General features: G+C 66.7%; 21 protein-coding genes. 7 read left to right on the forward strand and 14 right to left on the reverse strand.

The genetic code is table 11. The features are described from left to right. Positions 1–67 precede the first annotated feature (67 nt). Complete coding sequence (gene ahcY / locus SPHPH_RS0107035) at positions 68–1,489, reverse strand: adenosylhomocysteinase (protein WP_028966066.1); 1,422 nt, start codon at positions 1,487–1,489, stop codon at positions 68–70. 186 nt (positions 1,490–1,675) lie between these two features. Then, positions 1,676–2,236 (reverse strand): YqgE/AlgH family protein, encoded by a 561-nt coding sequence (locus SPHPH_RS0107040; RefSeq protein WP_028966067.1) that lies wholly within the window; start codon positions 2,234–2,236, stop codon positions 1,676–1,678. A 96-nt stretch (positions 2,237–2,332) separates the two neighbouring features. Between SPHPH_RS0107040 and SPHPH_RS0107045 the strand changes: the two genes are divergently transcribed. The 3 genes from SPHPH_RS0107045 to SPHPH_RS0107055 all read left to right on the forward strand — a co-directional run bounded on the left by SPHPH_RS0107045 (position 2,333) and on the right by SPHPH_RS0107055 (position 4,864). Beyond that, the gene (locus SPHPH_RS0107045) at positions 2,333–2,812 is read left to right on the forward strand and encodes a peroxiredoxin (protein WP_028966068.1); all 480 of its coding nucleotides are present in this window, start codon (positions 2,333–2,335) and stop codon (positions 2,810–2,812) included. Positions 2,813–2,882: 70 nt separating this feature from the next. Next, positions 2,883–4,313 carry an AMP nucleosidase gene (locus SPHPH_RS0107050; protein ID WP_028966069.1) on the forward strand — a complete coding sequence of 477 codons (1,431 nt, stop codon included), beginning with the start codon at positions 2,883–2,885 and terminating at the stop codon, positions 4,311–4,313. A 65-nt stretch (positions 4,314–4,378) separates the two neighbouring features. Continuing rightward, positions 4,379–4,864, forward strand: coding sequence for a hypothetical protein (locus tag SPHPH_RS0107055; RefSeq protein ID WP_028966070.1), 486 nt, complete (start codon positions 4,379–4,381; stop codon positions 4,862–4,864). A 40-nt stretch (positions 4,865–4,904) separates the two neighbouring features. Here the strand turns inward: SPHPH_RS0107055 and SPHPH_RS0107060 are convergent, their stop codons facing one another. Further along, entirely contained in the window at positions 4,905–5,666 is a 762-nt protein-coding gene (locus SPHPH_RS0107060; RefSeq protein WP_028966071.1) for an alpha/beta fold hydrolase, read from the reverse strand. Between the two features lie 206 nt (positions 5,667–5,872). Between SPHPH_RS0107060 and SPHPH_RS0107065 the strand changes: the two genes are divergently transcribed. Further along, positions 5,873–6,481: a YitT family protein gene (locus SPHPH_RS0107065; RefSeq protein WP_028966072.1), complete on the forward strand. Its 609-nt coding sequence runs from the start codon at positions 5,873–5,875 to the stop codon at positions 6,479–6,481. A 95-nt stretch (positions 6,482–6,576) separates the two neighbouring features. Here the strand turns inward: SPHPH_RS0107065 and SPHPH_RS19090 are convergent, their stop codons facing one another. The 3 genes from SPHPH_RS19090 to SPHPH_RS0107080 all read right to left on the reverse strand — a co-directional run bounded on the left by SPHPH_RS19090 (position 6,577) and on the right by SPHPH_RS0107080 (position 12,027). Next, positions 6,577–7,647, reverse strand: coding sequence for an aspartate-semialdehyde dehydrogenase (locus tag SPHPH_RS19090; protein WP_051272881.1), 1,071 nt, complete (start codon positions 7,645–7,647; stop codon positions 6,577–6,579). 91 nt (positions 7,648–7,738) lie between these two features. Beyond that, positions 7,739–9,955 carry a S9 family peptidase gene (locus tag SPHPH_RS0107075; RefSeq protein ID WP_028966073.1) on the reverse strand — a complete coding sequence of 739 codons (2,217 nt, stop codon included), beginning with the start codon at positions 9,953–9,955 and terminating at the stop codon, positions 7,739–7,741. A gap of 224 nt (positions 9,956–10,179) precedes the next feature. Next, complete coding sequence (locus SPHPH_RS0107080; RefSeq protein ID WP_081668544.1) at positions 10,180–12,027, reverse strand: glycoside hydrolase family 127 protein; 1,848 nt, start codon at positions 12,025–12,027, stop codon at positions 10,180–10,182. 196 nt (positions 12,028–12,223) lie between these two features. Between SPHPH_RS0107080 and SPHPH_RS0107085 the strand changes: the two genes are divergently transcribed. Next, entirely contained in the window at positions 12,224–14,263 is a 2,040-nt protein-coding gene (locus tag SPHPH_RS0107085; RefSeq protein WP_028966075.1) for an amidohydrolase family protein, read from the forward strand. A 136-nt stretch (positions 14,264–14,399) separates the two neighbouring features. On the opposite strand, the gene SPHPH_RS0107090 is transcribed toward SPHPH_RS0107085, so the two are convergent. Further along, entirely contained in the window at positions 14,400–15,233 is an 834-nt protein-coding gene (locus SPHPH_RS0107090; protein WP_028966076.1) for an arylamine N-acetyltransferase family protein, read from the reverse strand. Positions 15,234–15,330: 97 nt separating this feature from the next. On the opposite strand from SPHPH_RS0107090, the gene SPHPH_RS0107095 reads away from it, so the two are divergent. Then, a complete protein-coding gene (locus tag SPHPH_RS0107095) occupies positions 15,331–16,458 on the forward strand; it encodes a zinc-binding dehydrogenase (protein WP_028966077.1) in 1,128 nt (375 codons plus the stop codon). A gap of 74 nt (positions 16,459–16,532) precedes the next feature. On the opposite strand, the gene SPHPH_RS0107100 is transcribed toward SPHPH_RS0107095, so the two are convergent. Then, the gene (locus tag SPHPH_RS0107100) at positions 16,533–19,568 is read right to left on the reverse strand and encodes a TonB-dependent receptor domain-containing protein (protein WP_037488238.1); all 3,036 of its coding nucleotides are present in this window, start codon (positions 19,566–19,568) and stop codon (positions 16,533–16,535) included. Positions 19,569–19,909: 341 nt separating this feature from the next. Here SPHPH_RS0107100 and SPHPH_RS0107105 point away from each other — a divergent pair, with 341 nt between their 5' ends. Continuing rightward, positions 19,910–20,296: a hypothetical protein gene (locus SPHPH_RS0107105; RefSeq protein ID WP_028966079.1), complete on the forward strand. Its 387-nt coding sequence runs from the start codon at positions 19,910–19,912 to the stop codon at positions 20,294–20,296. On the opposite strand, the gene SPHPH_RS0107110 is transcribed toward SPHPH_RS0107105, so the two are convergent. The 6 genes from SPHPH_RS0107110 to SPHPH_RS0107135 all read right to left on the reverse strand — a co-directional run bounded on the left by SPHPH_RS0107110 (position 20,277) and on the right by SPHPH_RS0107135 (position 25,511). Beyond that, positions 20,277–21,452, reverse strand: a complete 1,176-nt coding sequence (locus SPHPH_RS0107110) for a BaiN/RdsA family NAD(P)/FAD-dependent oxidoreductase (protein WP_028966080.1) — start codon at positions 21,450–21,452, stop codon at positions 20,277–20,279. The two genes, SPHPH_RS0107105 and SPHPH_RS0107110, sit on opposite strands and share 20 nt — an antisense overlap. Before the next feature lie 366 nt (positions 21,453–21,818). Continuing rightward, positions 21,819–23,138, reverse strand: coding sequence for a cystathionine gamma-synthase family protein (locus SPHPH_RS0107115; RefSeq protein WP_028966081.1), 1,320 nt, complete (start codon positions 23,136–23,138; stop codon positions 21,819–21,821). A gap of 11 nt (positions 23,139–23,149) precedes the next feature. Next, the gene (locus SPHPH_RS0107120) at positions 23,150–23,557 is read right to left on the reverse strand and encodes a hypothetical protein (protein ID WP_028966082.1); all 408 of its coding nucleotides are present in this window, start codon (positions 23,555–23,557) and stop codon (positions 23,150–23,152) included. A 57-nt stretch (positions 23,558–23,614) separates the two neighbouring features. Continuing rightward, positions 23,615–24,331 (reverse strand): hydroxyacylglutathione hydrolase, encoded by a 717-nt coding sequence (gene gloB, locus SPHPH_RS0107125; RefSeq protein ID WP_028966083.1) that lies wholly within the window; start codon positions 24,329–24,331, stop codon positions 23,615–23,617. Position 24,332: 1 nt separating this feature from the next. After that, positions 24,333–24,767 (reverse strand): VOC family protein, encoded by a 435-nt coding sequence (locus SPHPH_RS0107130; RefSeq protein WP_028966084.1) that lies wholly within the window; start codon positions 24,765–24,767, stop codon positions 24,333–24,335. A gap of 18 nt (positions 24,768–24,785) precedes the next feature. After that, entirely contained in the window at positions 24,786–25,511 is a 726-nt protein-coding gene (locus SPHPH_RS0107135; protein WP_028966085.1) for an alpha/beta hydrolase, read from the reverse strand. Positions 25,512–25,742 lie beyond the last annotated feature (231 nt).

Raw genomic sequence — 25,742 nt, forward strand, 5'->3', positions numbered from 1 at the left:
GCGCGCGCCAACGAAAAAGGGCGAGGCCAACGGCCCCGCCCTCCTTTTCACGATCGGTATCGCGGGATCAGTAGCGATAGTGATCCGGCTTGAACGGCCCTTCGACCGGCACGCCGATGTAACCGGCCTGCTTCGCGGTCAGCTTCGACAGCTGGACGCCCAGCTTCTCGAGGTGCAGCGCCGCCACCTTCTCGTCCAGGTGCTTCGGCAGAACGTACACTTCGTTCTTGTAGTTCTCGGACTTGGTCCACAGCTCGATCTGCGCCAGCGTCTGGTTGGTGAACGAGGCCGACATCACGAACGACGGGTGGCCGGTCGCGCAGCCGAGGTTCACCAGACGGCCCTTGGCGAGAATGATGATCTGCTTGCCATCCGGGAACTTCACCAGATCGGTGCCCGGCTTCACTTCGTTCCACTCATAGTTGCTGAGTGCCGCGATCTGGATTTCGCTGTCGAAGTGGCCGATGTTGCACACGATCGACATCGGCTTCATCGCCTTCATGTGATCGGCGGTGATGACGTCGGCGTTGCCGGTCGCAGTGCAGAAGATGTCCGCGCGCTTCACCGCCTCGTCCATCGTCACGACCTCGAAGCCCTCCATCGCCGCCTGCAACGCGCAGATCGGATCGATTTCGGTGACGAGGACGCGCGCGCCGCCGTTACGCAGCGACTGTGCCGAGCCCTTGCCGACGTCGCCGAAGCCCGCGACGCAGGCGACCTTGCCGGCCAGCATCACGTCGGTGGCGCGACGGATCGCGTCGACCAGCGATTCCTTGCAGCCGTACAGATTGTCGAACTTCGACTTGGTGACCGAGTCGTTGACGTTGATCGCCGGGAACGGCAGCTCGCCCTTCTTCGCGATCTCGTACAGGCGGTGGACGCCGGTGGTGGTCTCTTCCGACACGCCCTTCAGGTTCTTGACCGTCTGGGTCAGGTAGCCCGGATACTTGGCGATGAACGCCTTGACCGAACGCTGGAATTCGACCTCTTCCTCATTCTCCGGCTCGCCGAAGGTCGCGCCCGCTTCGAGCTTCGCGCCCCACAGCGCGAACATCGTCGCATCGCCGCCGTCGTCCAGGATGATGTTGGCGGTGGTGCCGTCGGTGTCCGCACCCCAGTTGAAGATGTCGCCGACATAGTCCCAATATTCGGCCAGCGTCTCGCCCTTCACCGCGAACACCGGGATGCCGGCGGCCGCGATCGCCGCCGCAGCGTGATCCTGGGTCGAGAAGATGTTGCAGGTCGCCCAGCGGACGTCAGCGCCCAGCGCGACCAGCGTTTCGATCAGCACCGCGGTCTGGATCGTCATGTGCAGCGAGCCGGTGATGCGCGCGCCCTTCAGTGGCTGCGACGCGCCATACTCGTCGCGCAGCGCCATCAGGCCGGGCATCTCGGTCTCGGCGATGTTGATTTCGGCGCGGCCGAAGTCGGCGAGGCCGATGTCCTTGATGACGTAGTCGTTCTTTTCGAGCACGGGGGCGGTTGCCACGGCGTTGTCTCCACTCAGATGAGGCCGACCAAGGCATGCACCACACCGATCGGCATCCGCGCGCCTTAGCCGCGATGACGCCGCGGATCAAATATAAAGGTATCTTTATATGTGGTGAGCACCACGTTCATGCTTGCCGCCCCTGCCCCCGCGATCCGACCGGCCGGGGCTGACGAACGGCGGCGCTCAGCTATGCCCGCTCTGGCTCGACAGCAGGCGCGGATCGACGCCCGCGGCGACGAAGCCGCGCGTCCAGCGCTCGTCGACCGGGGTCGCAAACAGCATATCAGTATCGTCCTCGACGTTGAGCCAGCCATGCCGCGTCAGCTCGGTCTCGAGCTGCCCCGGGCCCCAGCCGGCGTATCCCAACGCGACGAGCCATTCCGCGGGGCCGTTGCCCGCCGCAATCGCGCGGAGCACGTCGAGCGTGCCCGACAGCCGCCAGCGGCCCGCGACATCGAGCGTGTCCTGCCCGCCCCAATCGTCCGAGTGGAGCACGAATCCGCGCCGCGGCTCGACCGGGCCGCCGAAATGCACGGGCGCGTTCGGTGCGACGCCCGGTGCGATCTCCAGCTGTTCGAGCACCTCGTGCAATCCGAGCCCATTGACAACCGCACCGATGCCGATGCCCAGCGCCCCCTGCTCGTCATGGCTGCACATCGCGATCACCGAATGATCGAATCGTGCATCGCCGATGCCCGGCATCGCGAGCAGGAACTGGCCGGTGAGATAGGTCGCTTGCTCCATGTCCGTGATCTAGGCGTTCATGGCGCGCTTGCCAAAGCTTGAAATCACGTCGCGCACTCGCCATCGCTGCGCTGCAATCTAACCGGAGTTACCTTTATGGCTATCGGCGTCGGCGATCCCCTTCCCTCCGTACAGCTCACCAAGCTGACCCCCGACGGCCGCGAGCCGATCGATACCGCCGACTATTTCAAGGGCCGCCGCGTCGCGCTGTTCGCGGTGCCCGGTGCCTATACGCCGACCTGCTCCGCCAAGCATCTGCCCGGCTTCGTCGAGAAGGCGGACGCGCTAAAGGCGAAGGGCATCGACGAGATCGCCTGCACCGCCGTCAACGACCCGTTCGTGCTGGACGCGTGGGCGAAGGCGAACGATGCGCAGGGCGTGACGATGCTGGCGGACGGCAACGCCGATTTCGCGACCGCGCTTGGCCTCGACATGGACGGGACCAAGTTCGGCATGGGCCGCCGCAGCCAGCGCTATGCGATGATCGTCGACGACGGCAAGGTCGAGTCGCTGCACGTCGAGGAGCCCGGCGAGTTCCGCGTCAGCTCCGCCGACCATCTGCTCGAAACGCTGTAAGCGCCGGGCGCCCCGCCGTTTGTCGGCGGGGCGACTTGCCGCGGTCATACGGACTATGTAACCGTCCGACATGACAGCGAATGACCTCGTCCGGGAACTCGACCGGCTCTACACCGCCTCCGTCGATCGACTGAAGGCAGCGATCACCGCCTATATCGCCGACGGCTCCGTACCCGATCGTGCAACGCGCAACGACGGTTCGTTCGCCTATCCCGAAATCCGCTTGCGCTTCGCCGGCGGCGACGGGCGGCCGACGCCGATGCGGTCGTTCGGTCGGCTGGTCAGCCCCGGCGACTATCGCATCAGCGTCACCAAGCCGGCGGTGTTCGCCGATTACCTGGCCGAGCAGCTGACGCTGTTGATGGAGGATTACGACGTCACGGTCGATGCGGTGCCCGGGACTCAGGAAATCCCCTACCCCTATGTCATCGAGCCGCATCATGCGCTGAGCCTCGATGCGACGTCGGCGGCGGAGCTGGCCCGCTATTTCCCGACCACCGAACTGGCGTTCATCGGCGACGAGATCGCCGACGGGCTGTGGGCGTCGATCGACGGGACGCGCCCGCTGGCTTTGTTCGACGGGCTGCGCACCGACTTCAGCCTCGCGCGGTTGCGGCATTATACCGGCACCCCGCCCGAGCATGTCCAGCGTTACGTGCTGTTCACCAACTATCACCGCTACGTCGACGAATTCGTCCGGTGGGGCGCGCAGCAGGTGAGCGAGGGCGGGCGCTTCACCGCGCTATCGGGGCCGGGCGGCGTGCTGTTCAAGGCGGGCGACGATCCCGCGATGCTCGATGACAGCGCGTGGCGGCGGTTGCAGATGCCGGCCTATCACCTGATGGCCGACGATCGCACCGGAATCACGCTGGTCAACATCGGGGTCGGCCCCTCGAACGCCAAGACGATCTGCGACCATCTGGCGGTGATGCGGCCCGAGGCGTGGGTGATGATCGGGCATTGCGGCGGGCTGCGGCCGTCGCAGCGGATCGGGGACTATGTGCTCGCGCACGCCTATCTGCGCGACGATCATGTGCTCGACGACATGCTGCCGCCCGAGATACCGGTGCCGGCGATCGCCGAGGTGCAGCAGGCGCTGGCGCGCGCCGCGGAGACGGTGTCGGGGCAGTCGGGCGACGATCTCAAGCGGCGGCTGCGGACCGGAACGATCGTCACCACCGACGATCGTAACTGGGAATTGCGGTACGCGCGCTCGGCGCTGCGCTTCTCGCTCAGCCGCGCGGTGGCGATCGATATGGAATCGGCGACGATCGCGGCGCAGGGTTACCGCTTCCGCGTGCCGTACGGGACGTTGCTGTGCGTGTCGGACAAGCCGCTGCACGGCGAGCTGAAATTGCCCGGGCAGGCCAATCGCTTCTACGAACGCGCGATCAGCGAGCATATGCGGATCGGGATCGAGACGTGCGAAGAACTGCGCCGCGAAGGCGCGAAGCTGCACAGCCGCAAGCTGCGCGCGTTCAATGAGCCGCCGTTCCGCTGATCGACTCGGAAACACCGCGCCGCCCGTGCGTTGCGCTCCCGAAACCACCGATACGGGAGCAGATCATGGCCGACGACACCAGCGATACGCCGACCCCGGCGGCGTCGAAGCCCGCCACTCCGCGCCGCCGCGCGCCCCGCAAGGCCGCCGCGCCCAAGGCCGCCGCGCCGCGTGCGACCAAGGCGAAGGCGACGAAGACTGCGGACGCTCCGGCGACGGCCGCGAAGAAGCCGGCGGCCAAGCGCACGCGCGCGACTCCCGCCAAGGCGCGGTCGGCGGCGAGCCGCAAGCCCGCGTCGCGCGGTGAAGCGGCGATCGAGAAGGTCGGTGGCAAGTGGGGCGCAGCGGCGATCGCGGGCGGGGTGGCGGCGATCGGTGCGGCGGCGACCGCGGCGTTGCTGACGCTGCGCAGTTCGACGCCCAAGTCGCCACGGCTTCCCGCGCCCGACGCGCCGAAGAAAACTAAGGCGCATCAGCCAGATGGGAAGGATTCATCAAAATCGTTCGAGGCCGGGATCGCAGACGAGAATACGATCCCGGAGAAGGCGTAAGCGGCCCACGCGCTATCCCGGACGAGTTCCGGGATGGCGCTTACCCCTTGAGAAACGCCGCGATCGCTTGCCCCAGTTCGGGCTTGGTCACCGCACTCATGTGGTTGCCCGGCACCTCGACGTAGCGCGCTTGGGGCAAGGCGTCGGCGAGCGCGGGGGCGGAGCCGTTATCGTCGTCGTCCTTGCCGCTGACCACCAAGACCGGCTGGACGATCGTATCGAGCACCGCATCTGGCGTGCCGACGAAGGTGTCGATGATCCCGAGCAGCGCGATTGGATCGCCGCCGGTCGTCTTGAGGAATGCCTCGGCCAGCCATTCGGGGCTGCCACGTTCGTGTTTTCCCAAGTTGGTCAGGATGTTGCGGAAGTGGCCGGCGCGGCGGTCGGCGCGGGTGATGCCGTCGAGGCCCATGCCGGCGATCACCACGCGACGCGGCGTCCCGCCGGTCGCCAGCATCCGAACCGTCGTGCGCGCGCCCAGCGAATAACCGCCGAGATCATAGTCACTTAAACCTAAATGCTCGATCAACGCGTGACCATCCCGCGCCAGTGCGTCGGGCGGGTAGGAGGCGCTGTCATGCGGACGGGCGCTGTCGCCGTGTGCACGCAGATCGGGCATGATGACGCGAAAGCCCGCCGCGGCGATCGCGGCGGCATGTCCGTATTTCAACCAGTTGGTCTGCGCATCCGAGAAGAAGCCGTGGATCAGGACGACCGGGCGGCCCTCCCCCAGCTCACGCCACGCGAGGCGCTGTCCGTCGAAGCTGTCGAAATACCGGGTTTCGATCGGGGACATGGCCACGCGTTTTCATCCATTGGCTGACGATGGTTCAGAAGGTTTCGGTCACGCCGTTCGGGCAAGAATAGCGCCGTCCTACGCGTCTGGTGACGGCGCCTGACACCGATATGGTCGACCGGTTGCGATCGGTGCACCTCTACGCATAGTGGCTGTGCCACGTCCACTGATGCTGCATTGCAGCACGAGCGCGGCGCGGATAGGAAGCGCGGGTGAACCCGGAAGAACCCCTGCCCCATTCCGCGATCGAGGATGCCTATGCGCTGACGCTCGGCTGCATTCTGGTCGTGCTCGGACTCGCGTTGCTCCACGCCGCGGGGCTGGTGACCGGCGGGACGGCGGGAATCGCGCTGCTGATCTCCTATGCTGTACCGCTGCCGACCGGCGTGCTGTTCACGCTTATCAACCTGCCCTTCATGTGGCTGGCGTGGAAGGCGATGGGGCGGCGGTTCACGCTGCGCACCGTACTGGTCGGCGCGGGCGTGGCGGCGCTGGGGACGTGGACACGGATTGGGTTGACGATCGCGCATATCGACCCGGCGTTCGCGGCGCTGGCGGGCGGATCGGTAATCGGGTTCGGCGCGCTGGCGCTGGCGCGGCATCATGCCGGGATCGGCGGGACCGGGGTGGTGACGTTATGGTTGCAAAAGACCCGCGGGTGGAATGCCGGGCGGACGCAAATGGCGATCGACGCGCTGATCCTGCTGACCGCGCTCGCCTTCCTGCCGCCTGAGCGGGTCGGGTGGTCGGCGATTTCGTCGGCAGCGATCAGCGGGATATTGATCGCGTGGCACCGGCCCGGGCGGTATCGGGGGTATTGAGCTTCCCCGTGCCGGGACCCCGCTCGTCTTCCTGATAGAAGAAGAAGCGGGATCCCGGATCAAGTCCGGGATGACGGGTGGGTAAGCGGGGGCGCTTACTCCGCGGTCAGCACCGCCTGGAAGTCGTCCGCGCCGGTTTCATCCGCCTTCTTCAGATGCCGGCGGCCGAGCAGCTCGGCGATCTGCACCGCGTTGAGCGCCGCGCCCTTGCGGAGATTGTCGCTGACGCACCACAGCGCCAGACCGTTCTCGACCGTCGGGTCCTCGCGGACGCGGCTGACGTAGGTGGCGTCGTCGCCGGCGCTTTCGATCGGGGTGACGTATCCGCCGTCCTCGCGCTTGTCGACGAGCATCACGCCGGGCGCTTCGCGGAGGATATTCTGCGCATCCTCGGCCGACAGCTCGTTCTCGAACTCGATGTTGAGCGCCTCGCTATGGCCGACGAACACCGGCACGCGCACGCAGGTGGCGGTGACCTTGATCTTCGGATCGAGGATCTTCTTGGTCTCGACGACCATCTTCCACTCTTCCTTGGTCGAACCGTCGTCGAGGAAGCTGTCGATGTGCGGGATGACGTTGAAGGCGATCTGCTTGGTGAACTTCTTCGGCTCGGCTGGATCGCCGACGAAGATGTTGCGGCTCTGCTCGAACAGCTCGTCCATGCCGATCTTGCCCGCACCCGACACCGACTGGTAGGTCGCGACGACCACGCGCTTGATCTTGGCCGCGTCGTGCAGCGGCTTGAGCGCGACGACCATTTGCGCGGTCGAGCAATTGGGGTTGGCGATGATGTTCTTGGCGCGATAGCCATCGATCGCGGCGGCATTCACCTCCGGCACGATCAGCGGCACGTCCGGGTCCATGCGGTAAAGCGACGAATTGTCGATCACAGTGCAACCCGCGGCGGCGAACTTCGGCGCGTAGACGGCGGTCGCCTCGCTGCCAATCGCGAACAGCGCCATGTCCCAGCCGGCGGGATCGAAATGCTCGATATTCTGCACCTTGAGCATCCGGCCGGTGTCGCCATATTCGATCTGGTCGCCGACCGAACGCGACGAGGCAAGCACCGCGATCTCGTCAGCCGGAAACTGCCGCTCGGCGAGGATGTTGACCATCTCGCGCCCGACATTGCCCGTGGCACCCGCCACCACCACCCGGTACCCCATATCCGTCCTTCCAACGCGCCGAGATTGCGGCGCTTTCACATCATGTCGCGGACGCGCCGTAGCGCCGCAATTTTCGAAAAGCCAGAAAGCTCTACTTGGGACCGCTACCAACGTGCTGGTCGAGGAAGCGCTCGATCGTCGTCCAGACGTGGATGTCGCGCGATGCCGAATGCGTCTTGCCGGGATAGAGCATCATCTCGAACGGCATGTCCGCCGCCTGCAATTCGGCGGCCACCTTGGTGGAGTTGTCGAGGAAGACGTTGTCGTCCGCCATGCCGTGCATCAGCAGCAGCGGCGTGGTGATCTTCTTCGGATCGATCACGGCGCGCGACGCGTCATAGGCGACGCCGTCGACGCGCGGATCGCCCATGTAGCGCTCGGTATAATGCGTGTCGTAGAGATGCCAGTCGGTGACCGGCGCGCCCGAGATCGCGGCGGCATACAGGTGCTGATCGGCCTCGATCATCTTGAGCGACATATAGCCGCCATAGGACCAGCCGAAGGTGGCGATCCGCGCCGGATCGACGAAGGCCAGCGTCTTCAGATACTCGGCGCCCTTGCGCTGATCGTCGACCTCGACCGTGCCCATCGCGTGCCAGATCGCGCTTTCGAACGCGACGCCGCGGTTGGCCGAGCCGCGATTGTCGACCTCGAAATAGATCCAGCCCTTGTCGACCAGATGCTGGATCAGCGGGTTCTTCCAGCTGCGCGTCACATATTGCGGACCGGGGCCACCATAATGCTGGAAGAACACCGGATAGCGCTTGCCCGGCTCCAGCCGCGGCGTGACCATCTGCCAGTGGAGATCGGTGGTGCCGTCGGCGGCCTTGATCGTGCCGAAGCGCACCGGTTCGTGGCTGGCGACATAGGGCGCATAGGGGTGCGTGCCCTCGACGCGGTTCTCGTTGATCCATGACAGCCGCTTGCCGCCGGCGTCGGCGAGATAGGTCTGCGGCGGCTGATCGGGGTTGGAACGCGTGACGAGGAAGCGCTGCGCGTTGCCGTCGGCGGTGACGCTGTTGTTCCAGCCGGATTCTGTCAGTCGCGTAATGCCGCCGCGCTTCAGATCGAGCGCGTAGAGATGCTGTTCGAGGACATCGTCCTTGTTGGCGGTGAAATAGACGCGGCCCTTTGCCTCGTCGACCGCAACCAGCCCCGTCACGACCCAGTCGCCCTTGGTCAGCTGCGTCCAGCGGCCGTCCTTCAGCCGCCACAGATGCCCGTAGCCGTCGCGTTCGGAGTGCCACAACAGGCTGCCGTCCTCCATCGCGCGATAGCTGTCGGTCAGGTTGATCCAGCTCTTCGCACGCGCGGTTTCGGTGAAGAGGATGGTCGCCTTGCCGGTGACGGGATCGACGCGGAGCATGTCGAGCTTCGTCTGCGCACGGTTCTCGCGCTGGACGAGCAAGGCCGAGCCGTCGGGCAGCCAGTCGACGCGCGCCAGATAGATGTCGGGATCGCTGCCGAGGTCGACCTTCACCTTACCCGAGCCATCGGCGCGCATGACGTACAGGTCGACCAGCACGTTGGGGGTGCCGGCGGCGGGATAGCGTTGTTCGTAGATGCTGGTGCCGGTCGCGCCGATCGCGGCGCGGGTGAAGACCTTGACCGGCGTTTCGTCGAACCGCTCGATCGCGAGGTAGCGATCGTCGGGGCTCCACCAATAGCCGTCGGTGCGGTGCATTTCCTCCTGCGCGACGAACTCCGCCTCGCCGAAGTGGACGAGGCCCCTGCCCTCGCTGGTCAGCGCGCGCGCCGCCCCGCCGCCGAGCGGCTGGACCCAGACGTTCTGGTCGCGAACGTAGCTGACGAAGCCGCCGCGCGGCGAGACGTTGGCGTTGAGCACGCCGCCGGGGACGTCGGTGATCCGGCGCACCTGTCCGTCGGTGCCGGCGAGATAGAGGTTGCCGTCGACGGGCACGAGCAGGTTGCGCCCGTCCGCCGCCCAGTCATAGGCGACGATGCCCTTGAGCGCGCCGATGCGGGCGCGTTCGCGCTGCATCTTCTCGGCTTCGGACAGCGCAGCGCCGGTGCCGATCTTGAGGCTGTCGACGAGCATCCGCTCCGCACCGGTGGTGGTGTCGCGCGCCCAGAGGTCGAGCCGATCCTTGTCGTCGGAGCGCGCGCGCAGGAAGGTGAGCAGCGTGCCGTCGGGCGAGAGCTTGAGCGCGCGCGGCTGCGGACCGGCGAGATCGGGGGCGGCGAACACCCGCTCCAACGGCAGCGCCGGCGCCGTCTGCGCCTGAGCTTCAGCCACGACCGCAACCCCCGTCGTCGCCAGCGCGGCGGCGATAAACCACTTGTGCATTCAGACCCTCCGTCACGAGAGTGCTGGTGGCAAAGATCACCGCGCGAAGACAGCGGAATCTTGGGTTTCCCGTCCTCGCGGTGATCGACTTGCGCCGATCACCTGCCCTCTTCTGTCATCCCGGACTCGATCCGGGATCCCGCTTCTTACTTCTGTCGTCAAGAAGCGGGGCCCCGGATCAAGTCCGGGGCGACGAACAGGGCGGGACGGAATGTCGGTCCAATCTAAGCGAGTTGCCAATAGGTCGCATAGCGTTCGTGCGCGATGCGGTGATAGGGGATCAGCCGCACCGGCGTGCCGTCCTGCGCGGCGATCGTGAATTCCAGCGGATTGCCGGTCGGGCGGATGCTGCCCGCCAGCGCATCGGGATCCCCCGCGAGCACCGGCACCGCGACGGGTGCGTCATTATAGTCGCCGTACTTGCGCTCGTTGACGATGATGTCCGCACCGGGGGCGAGCCCCTGTTTGCCAAGCGCGCCGGCCAGCACCAGCGGGCCGTAGGTGAAGGCGACGATCTGCGGCGCGGCGGGAGCCTGTTCGGCGGCGGGCTCCATGACGAGCCGCAGCTCGACCGTGTCGCCGTCGTTCCATGTCCGGTCGACGGTGACATAGCTGCCGGGTTCGACCGAGGTCGCCGTTTCGCGGCCGTTGACCAGCACGGTCGCGGTGCGGCTCCAGCGCGGGTGGCGCAGTTCAAGCGCGAGCGCGGCCGGGCGCTTCGCGGCGATGCGCAGCCGGGTGCCGGCCTGTGCGGGGAAAGCGGTTTCCTGCGTCAGAACAATGTTTTGATCGCGCCACTTGAGCGTCGATGGGATGAACAGGTTGACGTAGAGCTTGCGACCGTCGTGAAAATAGATCGAGTCGCGGTATTTGACGTGGTTCTCCATCCCCGTACCGGTGCAGCACCAGAAGCTGTCCTCGGGGGTGTGGTACAGCTTCATGTAGCCGGGGCGCGCGCCCTGGAAATAGGTCGCCATTCCGCTGTCCGGGTCCTGCGAGGCGAGGATGCCGTTGTAGAGCGTGCGCTCGTAATAGTCTGCGTAATCGGCGCGCGGGTCCTGCAGGAACAATTGCCGCGTCAGTTTGAGCATATTGTGCTGGCAGCACGTCTCCGAGCCCTTGGCCGAGAAGACGTGCTTGTCGAAATCGGCCATCGCGAAGAAATGCTCGTTGTCGCCGTGGCCGCCGGTCGCGAAGGCGCGGGTGCGCGCGACGGTCTTCCAGAAGAATTGCGCGGCGGCGTGGTAGCTGGCGTCGCCGCCGGCCTCGTGAACGCGCTGGAAGCCGATGATCTTCGGGATTTGCGTGTTGGCGTGCATCCCGTCGAGCTGGTCCTGCGCCTTGACCAGCGGCGCGAGCACTGCCTTTTGCGAGAAACGTTCGGCAAGTTGTTGATAATCGGCGTTGCCGGTCATGACGAACAGGTCAGCGTACACTTCGTTCATGCCGCCATATTCAGTCTTGAGCATCTCCTCGAACTGCGCGTCGCTCAGGGGACCAGTGGCGACCACGCCCCAATCGGCGAGCCGTAGCAGCACCGCCTTCGCCGCCGCGCTGTCCGCCAGCAACGTCGCATCGCGCAGGCCGGCATAGACCTTGTGAAGCGTGTACCACGGCACGCCGGTGATCGGCTCGCCACGCAGATGCGCAGAGACGAGCGCCGCGCCCTTGGGAAAGGCGCAGACCAGACCGCTGTTCGCGGCCTTCTGGCACGCCGCCAGTTCCCCGGCGATATAGTCGATGCGCTTGCGATACTCGGCCTTACCGGTCGCGCGATAAGCCAGCGCGCAGGCGGAGAGGTAATGGCCGAGCGTGTGGCCGTGGCAGTTGATGTCGGCCCACATCGGTTCGGACTCCCAGCCGCCGTACACCGGCGCCCTGGGCTTCAGGCCAGCGTTGACGCGGAAATTGTGGAGCAGCCGGTCTGGCTGGAGCCGCAGCAAATACGCCTCGGTCTGGTGCTGTGCGTGCAGGAACGGGCTGTCGAGCAGGTCCACGTCGCGCATGTCGAACGGCTGGAGCGAGGCCGAGGCGCTGGCCTGTGCGAACGCCGGCATGGTGACCCCGGCCATCAACGCGCCGCCGGCGACGCCGGAGAGGAAATGACGACGCGACAGCGGGTTGCAACAGACGGTGGCCACGAAACTCTCCTATCGTGCGCAGCTCGGGCGGCGCCGAGCGAGCATAGCCATTACTCCGTCATTTGCCACCCGTTGCGTTCGCGCCGCAGCCTTGTCACTCTTCGGCAAATCCGGGGGAAGATGATTGATGCGCCGACTGATTCTTACTGCGCTGCTCGCCAGCGCGACGCCGGTCGCCGCGGCGGAGCCGGTCGCCAAGGAGCAGTTGCTGACCCCGCCCGCCGGCGCGCGGCACTTCGTCATCAGTTCGGAGGCCGGTAAGCACGGCGACATCTGGTCGTGGAGCCCCGCCGACGGCAAGATCGCCTATCGCATGTCGATGTCGCTGCGCGGCTGGCTCACCGAGACCGACGAGGTGATCACGAGCGGCCCCGATCGCCGTCCGACGGCCATCGCAATCCGCGGCTTCACCGACTCAGGCGATGCCACCGAGAATTTCAGCGTCGCGCGCGATGGCATCGCGACGTGGAAGACCAGCGTCGATGCCGGCTCCGCGCCCTATGCCGCGCGGCGCTACAGCACTTATGGCGGGCCGCCGCTGGCGAACGAACAGGATGTGGCGGCACTGGTCGCGGCGGGGACGAAGGGCGTCGACCTGCTGCCCGGCGGCCATGCGACGCTGACGATGGGTGACGTCACCGAGATCGACGGGCCGCAGGGCAAGACGCCGGTGCGGCTGGCATTCATCCGCGGCTATGGCTTCTCACCCTCGCCGTTGTGGCTCGACAAGGACAACCGGCTGTTCGGCTATGCCGGGGTCATCTCGATGCTGCCCGAAGGCTATGAGGCAGCCGGACCAAAGCTGAAAGAGGTGCAGGACAAGGCGACCGCCGCGATGGTCCGCGACGTGGCGCGCACCTTCCTGACGCCCGCCAATCGCACGCCGACGCTGGTCGACCATGTGCTGCTGTTCGATTCGGTGAAGGGCACGTACCTGCCCGATCGCGCGGTGCTGATCGCCGACGGCAAGGTCACGGCGGTCGGAGCGGGCGGCTCGCTGCGCGCGCCTGCGGGCGCGACGACGCTGGACGGGCGCGGCAAGACGTTGGTGCCGGGGCTGTGGGACGCGCACCAGCATGTCGGCGACGACTGGTCGCTGCTCCAGAACATCGCGACGGGCATGACGAATTACCGCAGCCCGGGCTCGCTGATCGAGGATGCGCACAGCATCGTGCAGCGGCGCGCGGCGGGCGACCTGCTGGCGCCGGACGGGCGCGTATCGGTGATCATCGACCGCAAGGACCCGCTCGCCGCGCAGGGTGCGCTGACTGTCTCGTCGGCGGAGGAAGCGGTCGCGGCCGTGCGCAAGATCAAGGCCGCCGGCATGTGGGGGGTCAAGTTCTACACGTCGATGACCCCGGCGTGGATCGCACCTGCCGCGGCGGAGGCGCATCGGCTGGGCCTGCACGTCCACGGGCACGTCCCGGCGGGGATGCGGCCGCTGGATGCGGTGCGCGCGGGCTATGACGAGGTCACGCACATCAACTTCATCATGATGCAGGCGATGCCGCAGGCGGTGGTCGACAAGGCCAACACCGCCGCGCGGCCGGAAGGCCCGGCGCGTTATGGCAAGGACGTCGATCTCGATAGCGCGGCGATGCGGGCGTTCTACGCCGAACTGGCAAAGCGCAAGACGGTGATCGACCCGACCTTGACCGTTTGGGAGCCGTTGATGATCAGCGACGGCACCGCGATTCCGCCTGAATATGCTGCCTTCGCCAAGGTCGCGCCGCCAGCGGTGGCGCGCGGCTGGCGGATCGCGGGCTATCCGTTGAAAGACGGGCTGACCCGCGAGGATTACCGCAAGAGCTTCGGCAAGATGGTCGAACTGGTCGGGCGGCTGCACAAGGCGGGCGTGCCGATCGTCGCAGGCACCGATGGCTGGGGCGTCGAACTGGTCCGCGAACTGAAATTGTACCGGCAGGCCGGGCTGAGCAATGCGCAGGCATTGCAGACCGCGACGATCGTACCGGCGAAGATGGTCGGGATGGGTGACCGGCTCGGCTCGGTCGCGGCCGGGAAGACCGCGGACGTCATTCTGGTCGACGGCGACGTATCGCAGGACATCGGCAACCTGCGGCATGTGCGGACGGTGTTTCTGGATGGCTATCGGCTGGACGGGGATGCGCTGCGGAGTGCGAGCGGGATGAGCGGAATGCCGGAGTGAATACCGCGCCCACCTTTCACCGTCATCCCCGCGGAGGCGGGGATCCAGAACCTCTGAGGCTTTCGGCTCTTACGAGAACCTGCGCGTCTGGATCCCCGCCTGCGCGGGGATGACGATGGGGGCTAGGTGCCCCCCCTCACCCGAACAGGCCCAGCTCCGTCACCTCCTCGGCGCTCAGGTCGATGCCGAACATCATGCTCAATCGCATCCGGTAGACGCGCGGATCGGTGATCTCGGCCTCGGCGGTCGTCTCCGAGGCGCGGCGACGGTATTGCCGGTCGGTCAGCGAGGCGAAACCGCGCGGCAGGATGATGCTGGTCACCGTCACGTTGGTGAAGCGGCTGGCGGGTGCGCTCATCGACCAATGGTTGCCCATCGCCAGATCGCTGTCGTGCACCTCGGCGGTGGTGAAGCTGTATTGCGGCTGCCACCCCGGCCCCGCCCCGCGTCCGTCGGTGGTGGTCGGATCGCCGTCGCGCAGCAGCAGCCAGCCGCCTTCCCCGGCGCGCTCGTCATCGCGCACCAGCAGGAAGCGCGCGCCGTCGGGCGCCTCGCCCTGCGCGCCGTCGGCGAGCGGCATGACCGGGGCGTAGCTGCCGCCGAAGCCGGCGTCGGCGATCCAGTGCTGGCCGTCGATCGTCACCAGCGACAGCGTGTGCGTCAGCGGCGGGGTCGCGGTCGCGCCCAGCCAGACGCGCGCGAGCAAAGGGCGGGCGCTGAAATCGAGCGCGGCGAGCGCGTCCAGCAACAGCCGGTTCTGCTCGAAACAATAACCGCCGCGCCGCGCGGTGACCAGTTTCGCGGCGACGCTCGCCCCGTCGATCGCGATCGCGCGGCCCAGCCGCACGTCGAGGTTCTCGAACGGAATTGCGAGCCGGTGGGCGTGCTGGATACGCGACAGGCCGGCGGCGTCGCGAGTGGGACGCGCGGGAAGGTCGATGCGGGCGAGGTAAGCGTCGAGGTCGAACATGCGGCCTTCGGTAGCGTGGTTGCGCGCCGATGAGAACGGGTTTGACCGCCCCCGCCCGCACGCCCATGCCGGGCGCCCACCATAAGAGGAGGCGAGGATGAGCGACGTCAAGGGATTGGAATTGCGGTCGATCGTCGACGCCGACGGATCGCTGACGCTGCGACTGGAAGAGGTCACCTATCCAGCCCCGGCGGACGACGAAGTGCTGGTGCGGATCGAGGCGGCGCCGATCAATCCGTCCGATCTGGGGCTGCTGCTGGGGCCGGCGGACGTTGCGACGCTGGAGGATGTCGGGACGCCCGATGCGCCGGCACTGCGCTTCGCGGTGCCGCGCGGGCGGATGGGCGGCCTGCGCGCGCGGATCGGGCAATCGCTGCCGGTTGGGAACGAAGGCGCGGGCACCGTCGTGGCCGCGGGCGCGCAGGGACAGGCACTGGTCGGGCGCAAGGTGGGGATGATCGGTGGCGCGATGTTCGCGCAATATCGGCTCGCAAAGCTGCGCGAGGTGGTGCCGCTGCCCGAGGGCGCGAGCGCGGCGGACGGCGCGGCGATGTTTGTCAATCCGCTGACCTCGCTGGCGTTCGTCGAAACGATGCGTGCCGAGGGGCACAAGGCGATCGTCCATACCGCCGCGGCGTCGAACCTTGGGCAGATGCTCCAGAAGATCTGCCTCGCCGATGGCGTGCCGCTGGTGAACATCGTCCGCAAGCCTGAACAGGCGGCGATATTGCGCGAGATCGGCGCGACCTATGTGCTGAACAGCCAGGACGAGGATTTCCGCACGAAGCTGGCGGATGCGTGCGCCGAGACCGGCGCGACGATCGCGTTCGATGCGATCGGCGGCGGATCGCTGGGCAGCGACATCGTGCAGGCGATGGAACAGGCCGCCAACCGTACGGCAGGCGAGTACAGCCGCTATGGCTCGGACACGTTCAAGCAGCTGTATATCTATGGCGCGCTCGATACCGGCGCGACGACGCTCAACCGGCTGGCGTTCGGGTTCCAGTGGAGCGTGTCGGGCTTCCTGCTGACGCCGTGGCTGAAGAAGGGCGGCGCGGAGACGGCGGGGCGGATGCGGCAGCGGATCGCCGACGAGCTGACCACGACCTTCGCCAGCAACTATACCGCGACGATCGGCTTGAAGGAGGCGCTGACCCCCGACGTGCTGCGCGCCTATGAGCGCAAGGCGACGGGCGAGAAGTATCTGATCGATCCGACGCGCTGAACGCCCGGACATAAAGAAGGGGCGGCACGCCGCGACGTGCCGCCCCCGAGGATGAGCCGAGATCGGCCCGATGCTTACATGTTGATCGTCAGGCCCGCGAAGATGTAGCGGCCCAGCGCGTCGTAGATGCCCGGATAGGTGTTGCCGTTACCGAACGAGCCGATCGGCGCGGCGGTCTGGCTGAGCACCGGGGGCTCACGATCGAGCAGGTTCTGCGCACCGATGCGGAACGTGTAGTTGTCGGCGACACGCGCGGTCAACGTCAGATCGAAGTAGCTCTGCGCCGGGATGCGGCGGTCGAGCACGAACGACGTGCCGGCGAGCGCGGCGTTGTCGCTGGTCCGCTCGTAACGGGTCGGATCCAGATAGCGCCAGCGGCCCGAGATGCCGATGCCGTCGGTGCCCTGCCACGTCAGACGCAGCTGGTGACGCCACTTCGCCTGTGGGAAGCCGCACTGGCCGCCGTAATAGCCGGCGCAATCGAACGAGGTGCCGACCTTCTCCGAGGTGAATTCATCGACATAGGTGCCGTTGAACGCCGCCGACAGCGAGCCGGCCTCCGCGAAGCGATAGGTGTAGTTGGCGTTGATATCGATACCGCGGGTCTTGAGAATGCCGCTGTTCAGGTTGGTATCGGCGACATAACCGTTCGGCGTCTGCCAGAGCGAGAAGTTGGCATCGCGGTTGATCAGGCCGCACAGCGAGGCATCGCCCGTCGCCGCGCACTGGCTGAGGATCGTGTCCGCGCCGATGACCGAGATGATGTCCTTCACCTTGATGCTGAACGCGTCGACCGTGAGGTTGAAGCCCGGCAGGAACGACGGGGTCAGGATCACGCCGGCGGTGAACGTGTCGGCCGTTTCCGGACGCAGGTTCAGGTTGCCGCCCAGAAGGCCGTTGTACTGTGCCGACGGGTTCGCCTGGATCAGACCATAACGGTTGAGCGGCACGCCGAGGTTGACGCACTGCGCGGCGGTAGCCGTCGGTGCGCTGGCGGTGCCGGGCACGCCCGCGCACGGATCGGTCGAGCCGTCGATCTGCACCGACTGCGACTGGAACAGCTCCTGGATGTTCGGCGCACGGACCGCACGGTTGTAGCTGCCGCGCAGCGCGATGTCGCGCACCGGCGACCAGCTGACCGCGCCCTTGTACGAGCTGACGCCACCCGAAAGGTTGTAGTCGGAATAACGATAGCCGCCCTCGAGCGTCAGTTCGTGGAAGAACGGACGATCGGCGATCAACGGCACCTGAAGCTCGGCGAAGAACTCCTTGACGTCGTAGCTGCCCGCGACCGGCAGGGTCGGGCCGCCCTGACCCGCCAGATCGCCGGTGGCGAACGACGTGTCGACGTTCAGCTCGAGCTGCTCCTTGCGATACTCGCCACCGATCGCGAGACCGATGCCGTCGTTCGCCAGCGGGCTCTGGATGCCGTACTCGCCGCCCTTGAAGGTGACCGAGCCGCTGACCACGGTTTCCTTGGTCTGGCCCTGCTGGAAGCCGGCGACCTGCACGTAGTTCAACGCTTCCGCGGTGATCGGCGTGCTGCCGAAGATGTTGAGCGGGACGCAGTTCGGGTCGCTGCCGTCGACGACCGAGCGGCACACGATCTGACCGGCCGTGTTGCGGACGGCGTCGAGCGCCTTCTGCGTGCGGCTGACCGAGAATTCGTTTCGGTAGTTCAGCGTGTACTTGGTCGTGCCATATTGGCCAAACAGGTCGTAGCTGATGCCCTTGTCGAGATCGCCACGCGCACCGACGACGAAGCGGTACGAGGTATGCGTGATGTCGGCCTGACGACCGCCACCCTCGACGTTGCGACGGCCGATCAGGACGTTCGCGATCTGGCTGGTGGTGCCGTCCGGGTTGAGCGTGGTCTGCCCGGTCAGGTTCGAGGCGCGGCAGAAAGTCGCGACCTGCACCGCCGACAGATACGGATTGCCGCAGTTAAGCGTGTTGGTGTTGTTGAAGTTACCCGACGGCGCGATCTGCGCGACCGAGCGATCGTCCATGAACATGAACTCGGTGTACGGCTTGAACGCATCGCTGACGTCGTAATGCGCCAGGAAGCCCGCGGTGTAACGGGTGTCGGGGCGCTGGTAATAGTTCAGCGGATTGGCGTTGTAGAGCGTCGTGCCGGGGACCAGCGCGCCCGCGCCGTTCAGCGTGTACGAGGTCGGCGGACCGCCCTGCGTCGCGTCGGTCAGCGTGAAGTTCGCCGGGAACGCCGTCGCCGAGCCGCCGCAGCGGAATTCGGTGCCGGTCGACGTGGCGAGACCGCACGACGAATAATCGCGGCTGCCCTGCTCGACCGCCGCGATCGAACGATAGCCGAGGTAGCCGACGATGTGGCCGCGGCCGTCATCGGTGCCCGCGCCGATCTTCATGCTGGCGTCGAAGTTGCGACCATCGGTGGTCAGGCCGTTCGGTGCCGGATAGTTGAAGCTGCGGACCAGGTTCTGCAGGCGATCGTTGTTGTTGTCGTGGTTGAACACGCCGTAGTTGGCGTCGACGCTGATGCCGGTGAAGTCGGTGTCGAGCACGAAGTTGACGACACCGCCGACCGCATCCGAACCGTAGGTCGACGAGGCGCCGCCGGTCAGCACGTCGACGCGGCTGATCATGATACCGGGCAGCACGTTGATGTCCGCCGCCGAGCTCTTCGACACCGGGTCACCCGGCATCAGGCGACGGCCGTTGACCAGCGTCAGCGTGCGCTGGTCGCCGAGGTTGCGCAGGTTGAGCGTCGCGGTGCCGGTCGAGCCGTTCGACACCGACGAGCTTTGCGTCGCGAATGCCTGCGGCAGATTGTTCAGCACGTCTTCGAGACGGGTCGCGCCCTGCAGCTTGATGTCCTGCGCGTTGACGACGGTCACCGGGCTGGCCGAGACGAGGTTCGGCGAGGCGATGCGCGAGCCGGTGACGACGATGTCACCACCACCCGGACCGGCTTCACCCGGTGCGGCGGCGTCCTGACCGGCGACGGCGGCCTTCGGCCCGGCATCGGTCGGCGCCTGTGCTTCCGGCGAGGTCGCCTGCGCGAACGCGGGGGTGCCAGCCACTGCCATCGCGATGACCGCGGAGGCGAGCAACTTCGTGCGAAGTGTCTTCATGGGTGTCGGTCCCTTTATACTCTAAGGATCGGGTATGGTTCGATCTCGAAGGCCGACCTCGTGTGCGCACGATCGTCGGGCTTGATGCCCGGCGTCATGACCCTTTGATTTTGCTTAAACAATCATTTCCGGGCAAAAGAGGGCACATTGCCGCCCCAGTGTGACGCTTACGCAACATATCCGCGGTCAGCAGATGTTTCGGAAACGATTGATCTAGTGGGAATGATGCAGCGATGAAAAGTTCCTCGTTATTAGTTGCAGCGACAATTCTTATGATTGGCGCTCCGAGTGTTGCACAATCGACACGCGCAAACCTGCAAAATCTCTATGCGTGCAAGGCTGTGGACGGCGCAGCGTCCCGGCTGGCCTGCTACGAGCGGCAGACCGCGATTTTAGAAGATGCGGAACGGCGCAGCGAGATCGCGGTGGTCGATACCCGCGCCGAGCAGCAACGGCGTCGCGCGGCGTTCGGTGCGAAGGTGTCGGACGAAGCGCGCGCCAGCTCCACGCTGGCCGAGATCAAGACGACGCTGGTTTCCGCCACCCCCGGCGGCGCGGGGCTGCTGGTCTTCGCGCTAGCGGACGGCGCGCGCTGGATACAGGTCGACGATGCGCCAATCCCGGGACGGCTGCGCCCCGGCAGCGCGGTCGTCGTGAAGCGGACGATGCTGGGCGGCTACAAGATGACGATCGACAGCCGCCCGGCGTTCAAGGTTCGCCGGCTATAGCCTGCCCCGCGGCCCAGCCGCTGGCCCAGGCCCATTGGAAGTTGTAGCCGCCCAGCCAGCCGGTGACGTCGACCGCCTCGCCGATCACGTAGAGACCGGGCACCTTGCGCGCCTCCATCGTCTTCGAGGACAAAGCGTCGGTGGCGATGCCGCCGACCGTCACCTCTGCCTTGGCGAAGCCTTCGGTGCCATCGGGGTGGAAGCGCCAGTCGGACAGGCGGCGTTCGGCCTCGGCCAGCGCGCGGTCGGTGGTTGCACCGAGTTCGCCGACGCCCAGCCGCTCGGCGAGGACGTCGGCGAGCCGCGATGGCAGGCCAAGCGTCTGCGCCAGCGTCGCGCGCGGGCGGACGCGCTTGGCATTGGTCAGCCAACCGGCCGCGGCATCGGGGCGGAAATCGATCGCGACCGGCTCGCCGTGACGCCAATAGCTCGACGCTTGCAGGATCGCGGGGCCGGACAGCCCGCGGTGGGTGAACAATGCGGCCTCGGCGAAGGTGGCCTTGCCGGCGCGGGCGACGACCGGCGTAGCGACGCCCGAGAGCGCGCGGAACAGCGCCTCGTCGCCGGGAAGGGTCAAGGGGACGAGCGCGGGGCGCGGCTCGACGACCTTGAGGCCGAAGCGGCGGGCGATGTCATAGGCGATATCGGTCGCGCCCATCTTCGGGATCGACGGACCGCCGGTCGCGATCACCAGCGCCGGGGCGGTGTAGCTGCGGTCGCCGTGCGTGATCGTGTAGCGGCCATCGGCGTGGCCGATCTCGCCAAGCGCCTGCCCGAGCCGGATCGTCACGCCGCCCAGTTCGCATTCGCCAAGCAGCATGTCGACGATCGCGCGCGCCGGGCCGTCGCAGAACAATTGCCCGAGCGTCTTTTCGTGCCACGCGATGCCGTGGCGCTCGACCATGTCGAGGAAATCACGCGCGGTGTAACGGCCGAGTGCGGACTTGGCGAAATGCGGGTTGGCGGACAGGTAACGGTCCGGGGCGGTGTGTAAATTGGTGAAGTTGCAGCGGCCGCCACCGGAGATCAGGATCTTCTTGCCCGGCGCCTCGGCATGATCGAGCACGACGACGCGCCGCCCTCGCTGCCCGCCGACCGCCGCCGCCATCAACCCTGCCCCGCCCGCGCCCAGCACGATCGCGTCGAATGTTTCCATCGCGCGGCCGTGTCATAGGTGCGGAACGAAGTCGATGCCGGCCGCGGCCCGAACCGTCATTGCGAGCGAAGCGACCCAATCCAGGGCGTCCTGATTCGGCTCTGGATTGCTTCCCTCCGCTCGCAATGACGAAGAGCGGTTCGAGTCAGGGAATAGCTCGAAAACCGACCGTCACCCCGGACTTGTTCGAGACCTCTGCGCAAGTCCCCTTCTTGTACCCCGGCGAAGGCCGGGGCCCAGTTGGGGGAGGCTGATGATGCGCGTTGCGCTTCGTTTGATAGGCCTTCCCAACTGGGCCTCGGCCTTCGCCGGGGAACAGAAAGTGGATGTCGTAGAGGGCTTCAACAAGTCCGGGGTGACGGGTGCTCAGATCGCCGCCAGCGCCTGTTCCATGTCGGCGACCAGATCGTCGGCATCCTCGACGCCGATCGAGATGCGGACGAGGTTGTCAGTGATGCCGAGCGCCTGCTTGCGTTCATCGGCGACCGAGAGATGCGTCATGCCCGCCGGGTGGCTGGCGAGCGTTTCGGTGCCGCCGAGGCTGACCGCGAGCTTCGCGATCTTGAGCGCGTCGAGGAAGCGGAACGCCTCGGGCTCGCCGCCCTTCAGATACAGCGAGAAGGTCGAGCCGCCGCCGGTGCAATGGCGACGGTAGATGTCGGCCTGCCGCCCCTCGGCCTCGGCGAGGAAGCCGAGATAGCCGACGCGCTCCACCTTCTCGTGATCGCGCAGGAAAGCGCAGACCTTGGCGGCATTTTCACCGGCGCGGCTCATGCGCAGCTCCAGCGTTTCGAGGCTGCGCATCAGCATCCATGCGGTGTTGGGGTCGCAGATCGTCCCGATCGTGTTGCGCATCGCGCGGATCGTGTTGATGAGCGGCTTGGCGCCCAGCACCGCGCCCGCGACCAGATCGGAATGGCCGCCGGCATATTTGGTGAGGCTGTAGACTACCGCGTCGGCACCATGCTGGAGCGGTTGCGACCAGAGCGGGCCAAGGAAGGTGTTGTCGATCGCGATAGGGGGCAGCTCCTCCGCACCCGCGAAGATCGCGTCGCGGCTGGCGCGCACCGCCTCGACGTCGACCAGCGCGTTGGTCGGATTGGCGGGGCTTTCGAGATAGATAAGTGCGACGCGGCCGGCGTCGTTCGCCTTCTTCATCACCGCGTCGATCTCCTCGCGGGTCGCCCCCGCCGGAAAGTCGAGCCAGTTGACCCCGAAGCGGCCGAGCACGCGCGCGATCAGTGTCTCGGTCGCGGCATAGAGCGGGCCGGAGTGGACGATCGTGTCCCCGGGGCGGACAAGCGACAGAAATAGCGTGGCAATGGCCGACATGCCGCTGGAGAAGGTCAGTGCATCCTCCGCGCCCTCCCAGATGCCGAGCCGGTCCTCGAGAATCTCCTGATTAGGACCGTTGAAGCGCGAATATACCAGCCCCTCGGCGCCGCCGGGACGCTTTCCGGTGACGCCCTCGAAGTGGCGCTTGCCCGCGGCGGCATTGGGGAACACGAACGTCGAGGTGAGGAACACCGGCGGCTTGAGCGCGCCCTCGGACAGCGCGGGGTCATAGCCGTGCCCCATCATCAGCGTCGCCGGCTTGAGCTTGCGCCCGCCGATCGAATCGATCTCGGCCTTGGGAGAGCGGCGGGTTTCGACGCCGGTCAGATCGTCTTCGGTCGGCTTGGTCATGACAGTCTCACCTATTGCGAGCGATAAGGAACGAACGAACCCATCGCGCAGCTACCGCTGGGGATGCGCGCCGGGAGGTCGATGGTCTGGGCGATGTCGCCGCGGCACAGCCGGGTCTGGAACTGGCGCGTGACGATCGTGTCGCCGCGCGCCACCGCCTCGCAGCCGCCGCCGGTGTCGGTGACGTAGACCAGCTTGCGGCTGACGCGGTACAGCAGCTTGCCGTCGTAGGCGGTCAGTTGCGGGCGGGTCCAACGCGTGTCGATACAATCCTGCGGCTTGCCGGCGACCTTGCCGGCGAGCAGCTTTTCGTACGCGATCCGGTTCTTGTCGGGCCTGTCGGGCTTTTGCGCGGGGGCAGCGACCACCGCCGCCGCGCCGAGCGCCGCCGCAGCGGCGAAGGTGATGAGGAAACGCATCGCTTTCTCTCCTTCTATCCGCACGTTACCGGCATGGTTACGTGCGATACCATATCGTCAGCTCTGATCCTTGCGCAAGCGGCGTTCGGCAAACGTGGCGACATCGGGCGCGCGCAGGAACGGATTGGTCGCACGCTCAACGCCGATCGTGGTCGGGATCGTCGCTTCGCCGGCGGCCCGAAGCCGGTCGACCTCCGCCATCCGCGCCACGAGCGCCTGATTGTCGGGCTCAGCCGTCAGCGCGAAGCGGCCGTTCGACTGCGTATATTCGTGCCCGCAATAGACGCGGGTCGCGTCGTCGAGTTCGGCATAGCGCTGCATGTTCGCGAACATCTGGGCGGGCGTGCCCTCGAAGAGCCGGCCGCAGCCCATCGCGAACAAGGTATCGCCCGTGAAGATCACGCCATCGTCGGCGAAGTGGAAGGCGATATGTCCGGCGGTGTGGCCGGGGACGTGCCACACGTCGGCGCGATGCTCGCCGAGCGACACGACATCGCCCTCCCCTACGCCGTCGTCCAGCGCGTCGATCTTCGCGCGCTCGGCTTCCGGGCCGATGACCCGCGCGCCGGTCGCCTGTTTGATCGCCGCCGCGCCCGCGACATGGTCGCCGTGCCAGTGCGTCAGCCACACCGCGTCGATCGTCCATCCGCGCGCCACCGCCGCGTCGAGCAGCGGCTGCGCCTCGCCCGGATCGAGCGCGACCGTGCGCGCGCCGTCGTGGAGCAGCCATGCGTAATTGTCGCTCAGGACCGGGACGCGGACGATCTCCAGCATCTTACCACGTCCCGGTGTTGGGCATCGACGCCCAGGGCTCGGCGGGGTCGAGCGTGCCGTCCTGCAACAGCTCGATCGAGATGCCGTCGGGGGTCTTCACGAACGCCATATGCCCGTCGCGCGGGGGGCGGTGGATCGTGTAGCCGTGATCGAGCAGCCGCTGGCAGGTCTCGTAGATATTGTCGACGCGGTAGGCGAGATGGCCGAAGTTGCGCCCGCCGGTATATTGCTCCGGGTCCCAATTGTGGGTCAACTCGACCTCGGCATTGGCGCGTTCGCCGGGCGCGTTCATATCCTCGGGCGTGGCGAGGAAGATCAAAGTGAAGCGGCCCTTCTCGTTCTCGATGCGGCGGACTTCCCTGAGCCCGAGCAGCTCGAAGAAGGCGATCGTCGCGTCGGGATCGGTGACCCGGATCATCGTGTGCAGATATTTCAACGTCTTCACTCCCGCCCGTCAGGGCACCACATCCTCGACGGCGCGGATCAGCAGCGCGATATCGTCCTCGCGCGAGAGCCGGTGGTCGCCGTCCTTGACCAACCACGTCTGAACGTGCGGCGAGCGGATCAGTTCGGCGAGCCGGCACGTGCGATGCCACGGCACGTCCGGGTCCTGCTGCCCTTGAAGCAGCCGCACCGGGCCGTCGAAGGCGACCGCGCCGCCCATCAGGCGGTTCGCCTCGCCGGATTGCCAGAAGCGGCGCGTGTAGACGGTCGGCTCCGGCCCGTACGGGTTCGGGCGTTCGAGGCGACCGTGCTGGAGCAGGTACATCTTCTCATCCTGCGAGAAGCCCCAGTCCGTGAAATCGGGCGCCGGCGCGATTCCGACCAGCGCCGCGACGCGCTCCGGCCGGGCAAGCGCGGCGAGCAACGCGATCCACCCGCCCATCGACGAGCCGACCAGCACCACCGGGCCATCGACGTGATCGATCATCGCCAGCGCATCGTCGCGCCAGTCGGCGAGCGACTGGTCCTCGAACTTGCCCTCGCTGGCGCCGCAGCCGCCGTAATCAAAGCGCAGGTAGGCGCGGCCTTGCGCCTTGGCCCATTCCTCGAGCGCGACCGCCTTGCTGCCGGTCATGTCGGAGGCATAGCCGGGCAGGAAGACGATCGTCGGCGTGGCGCCAGGGGTATGATGATAGGCGAGCCGCGGACGCGGCGGTTGCGATGTGACGATGCTCATGCGTCCGGCTTTAGCGGGAAGTCGCGGGGGAGCGGAAGGGTGGCGGTGGTCGCGGCGCTCGGTCTCAACCGCGCTGAAGGGCGGGATGACGTGGGGTGGATGGTTCATCCGTCATTGCGAGCGTAGCGAAGCAATCCAGGGCGTCTTGATCTGGCCCTGGATTGCTTCGCTACGCTCGCAATGACGAGAGAATTGCCGTCATCTCGGACCTGATCCGGGATCCCGCTTCTT

Source organism: Sphingomonas phyllosphaerae FA2 (assembly GCF_000427645.1).
Classification (GTDB): domain Bacteria; phylum Pseudomonadota; class Alphaproteobacteria; order Sphingomonadales; family Sphingomonadaceae; genus Sphingomonas; species Sphingomonas phyllosphaerae.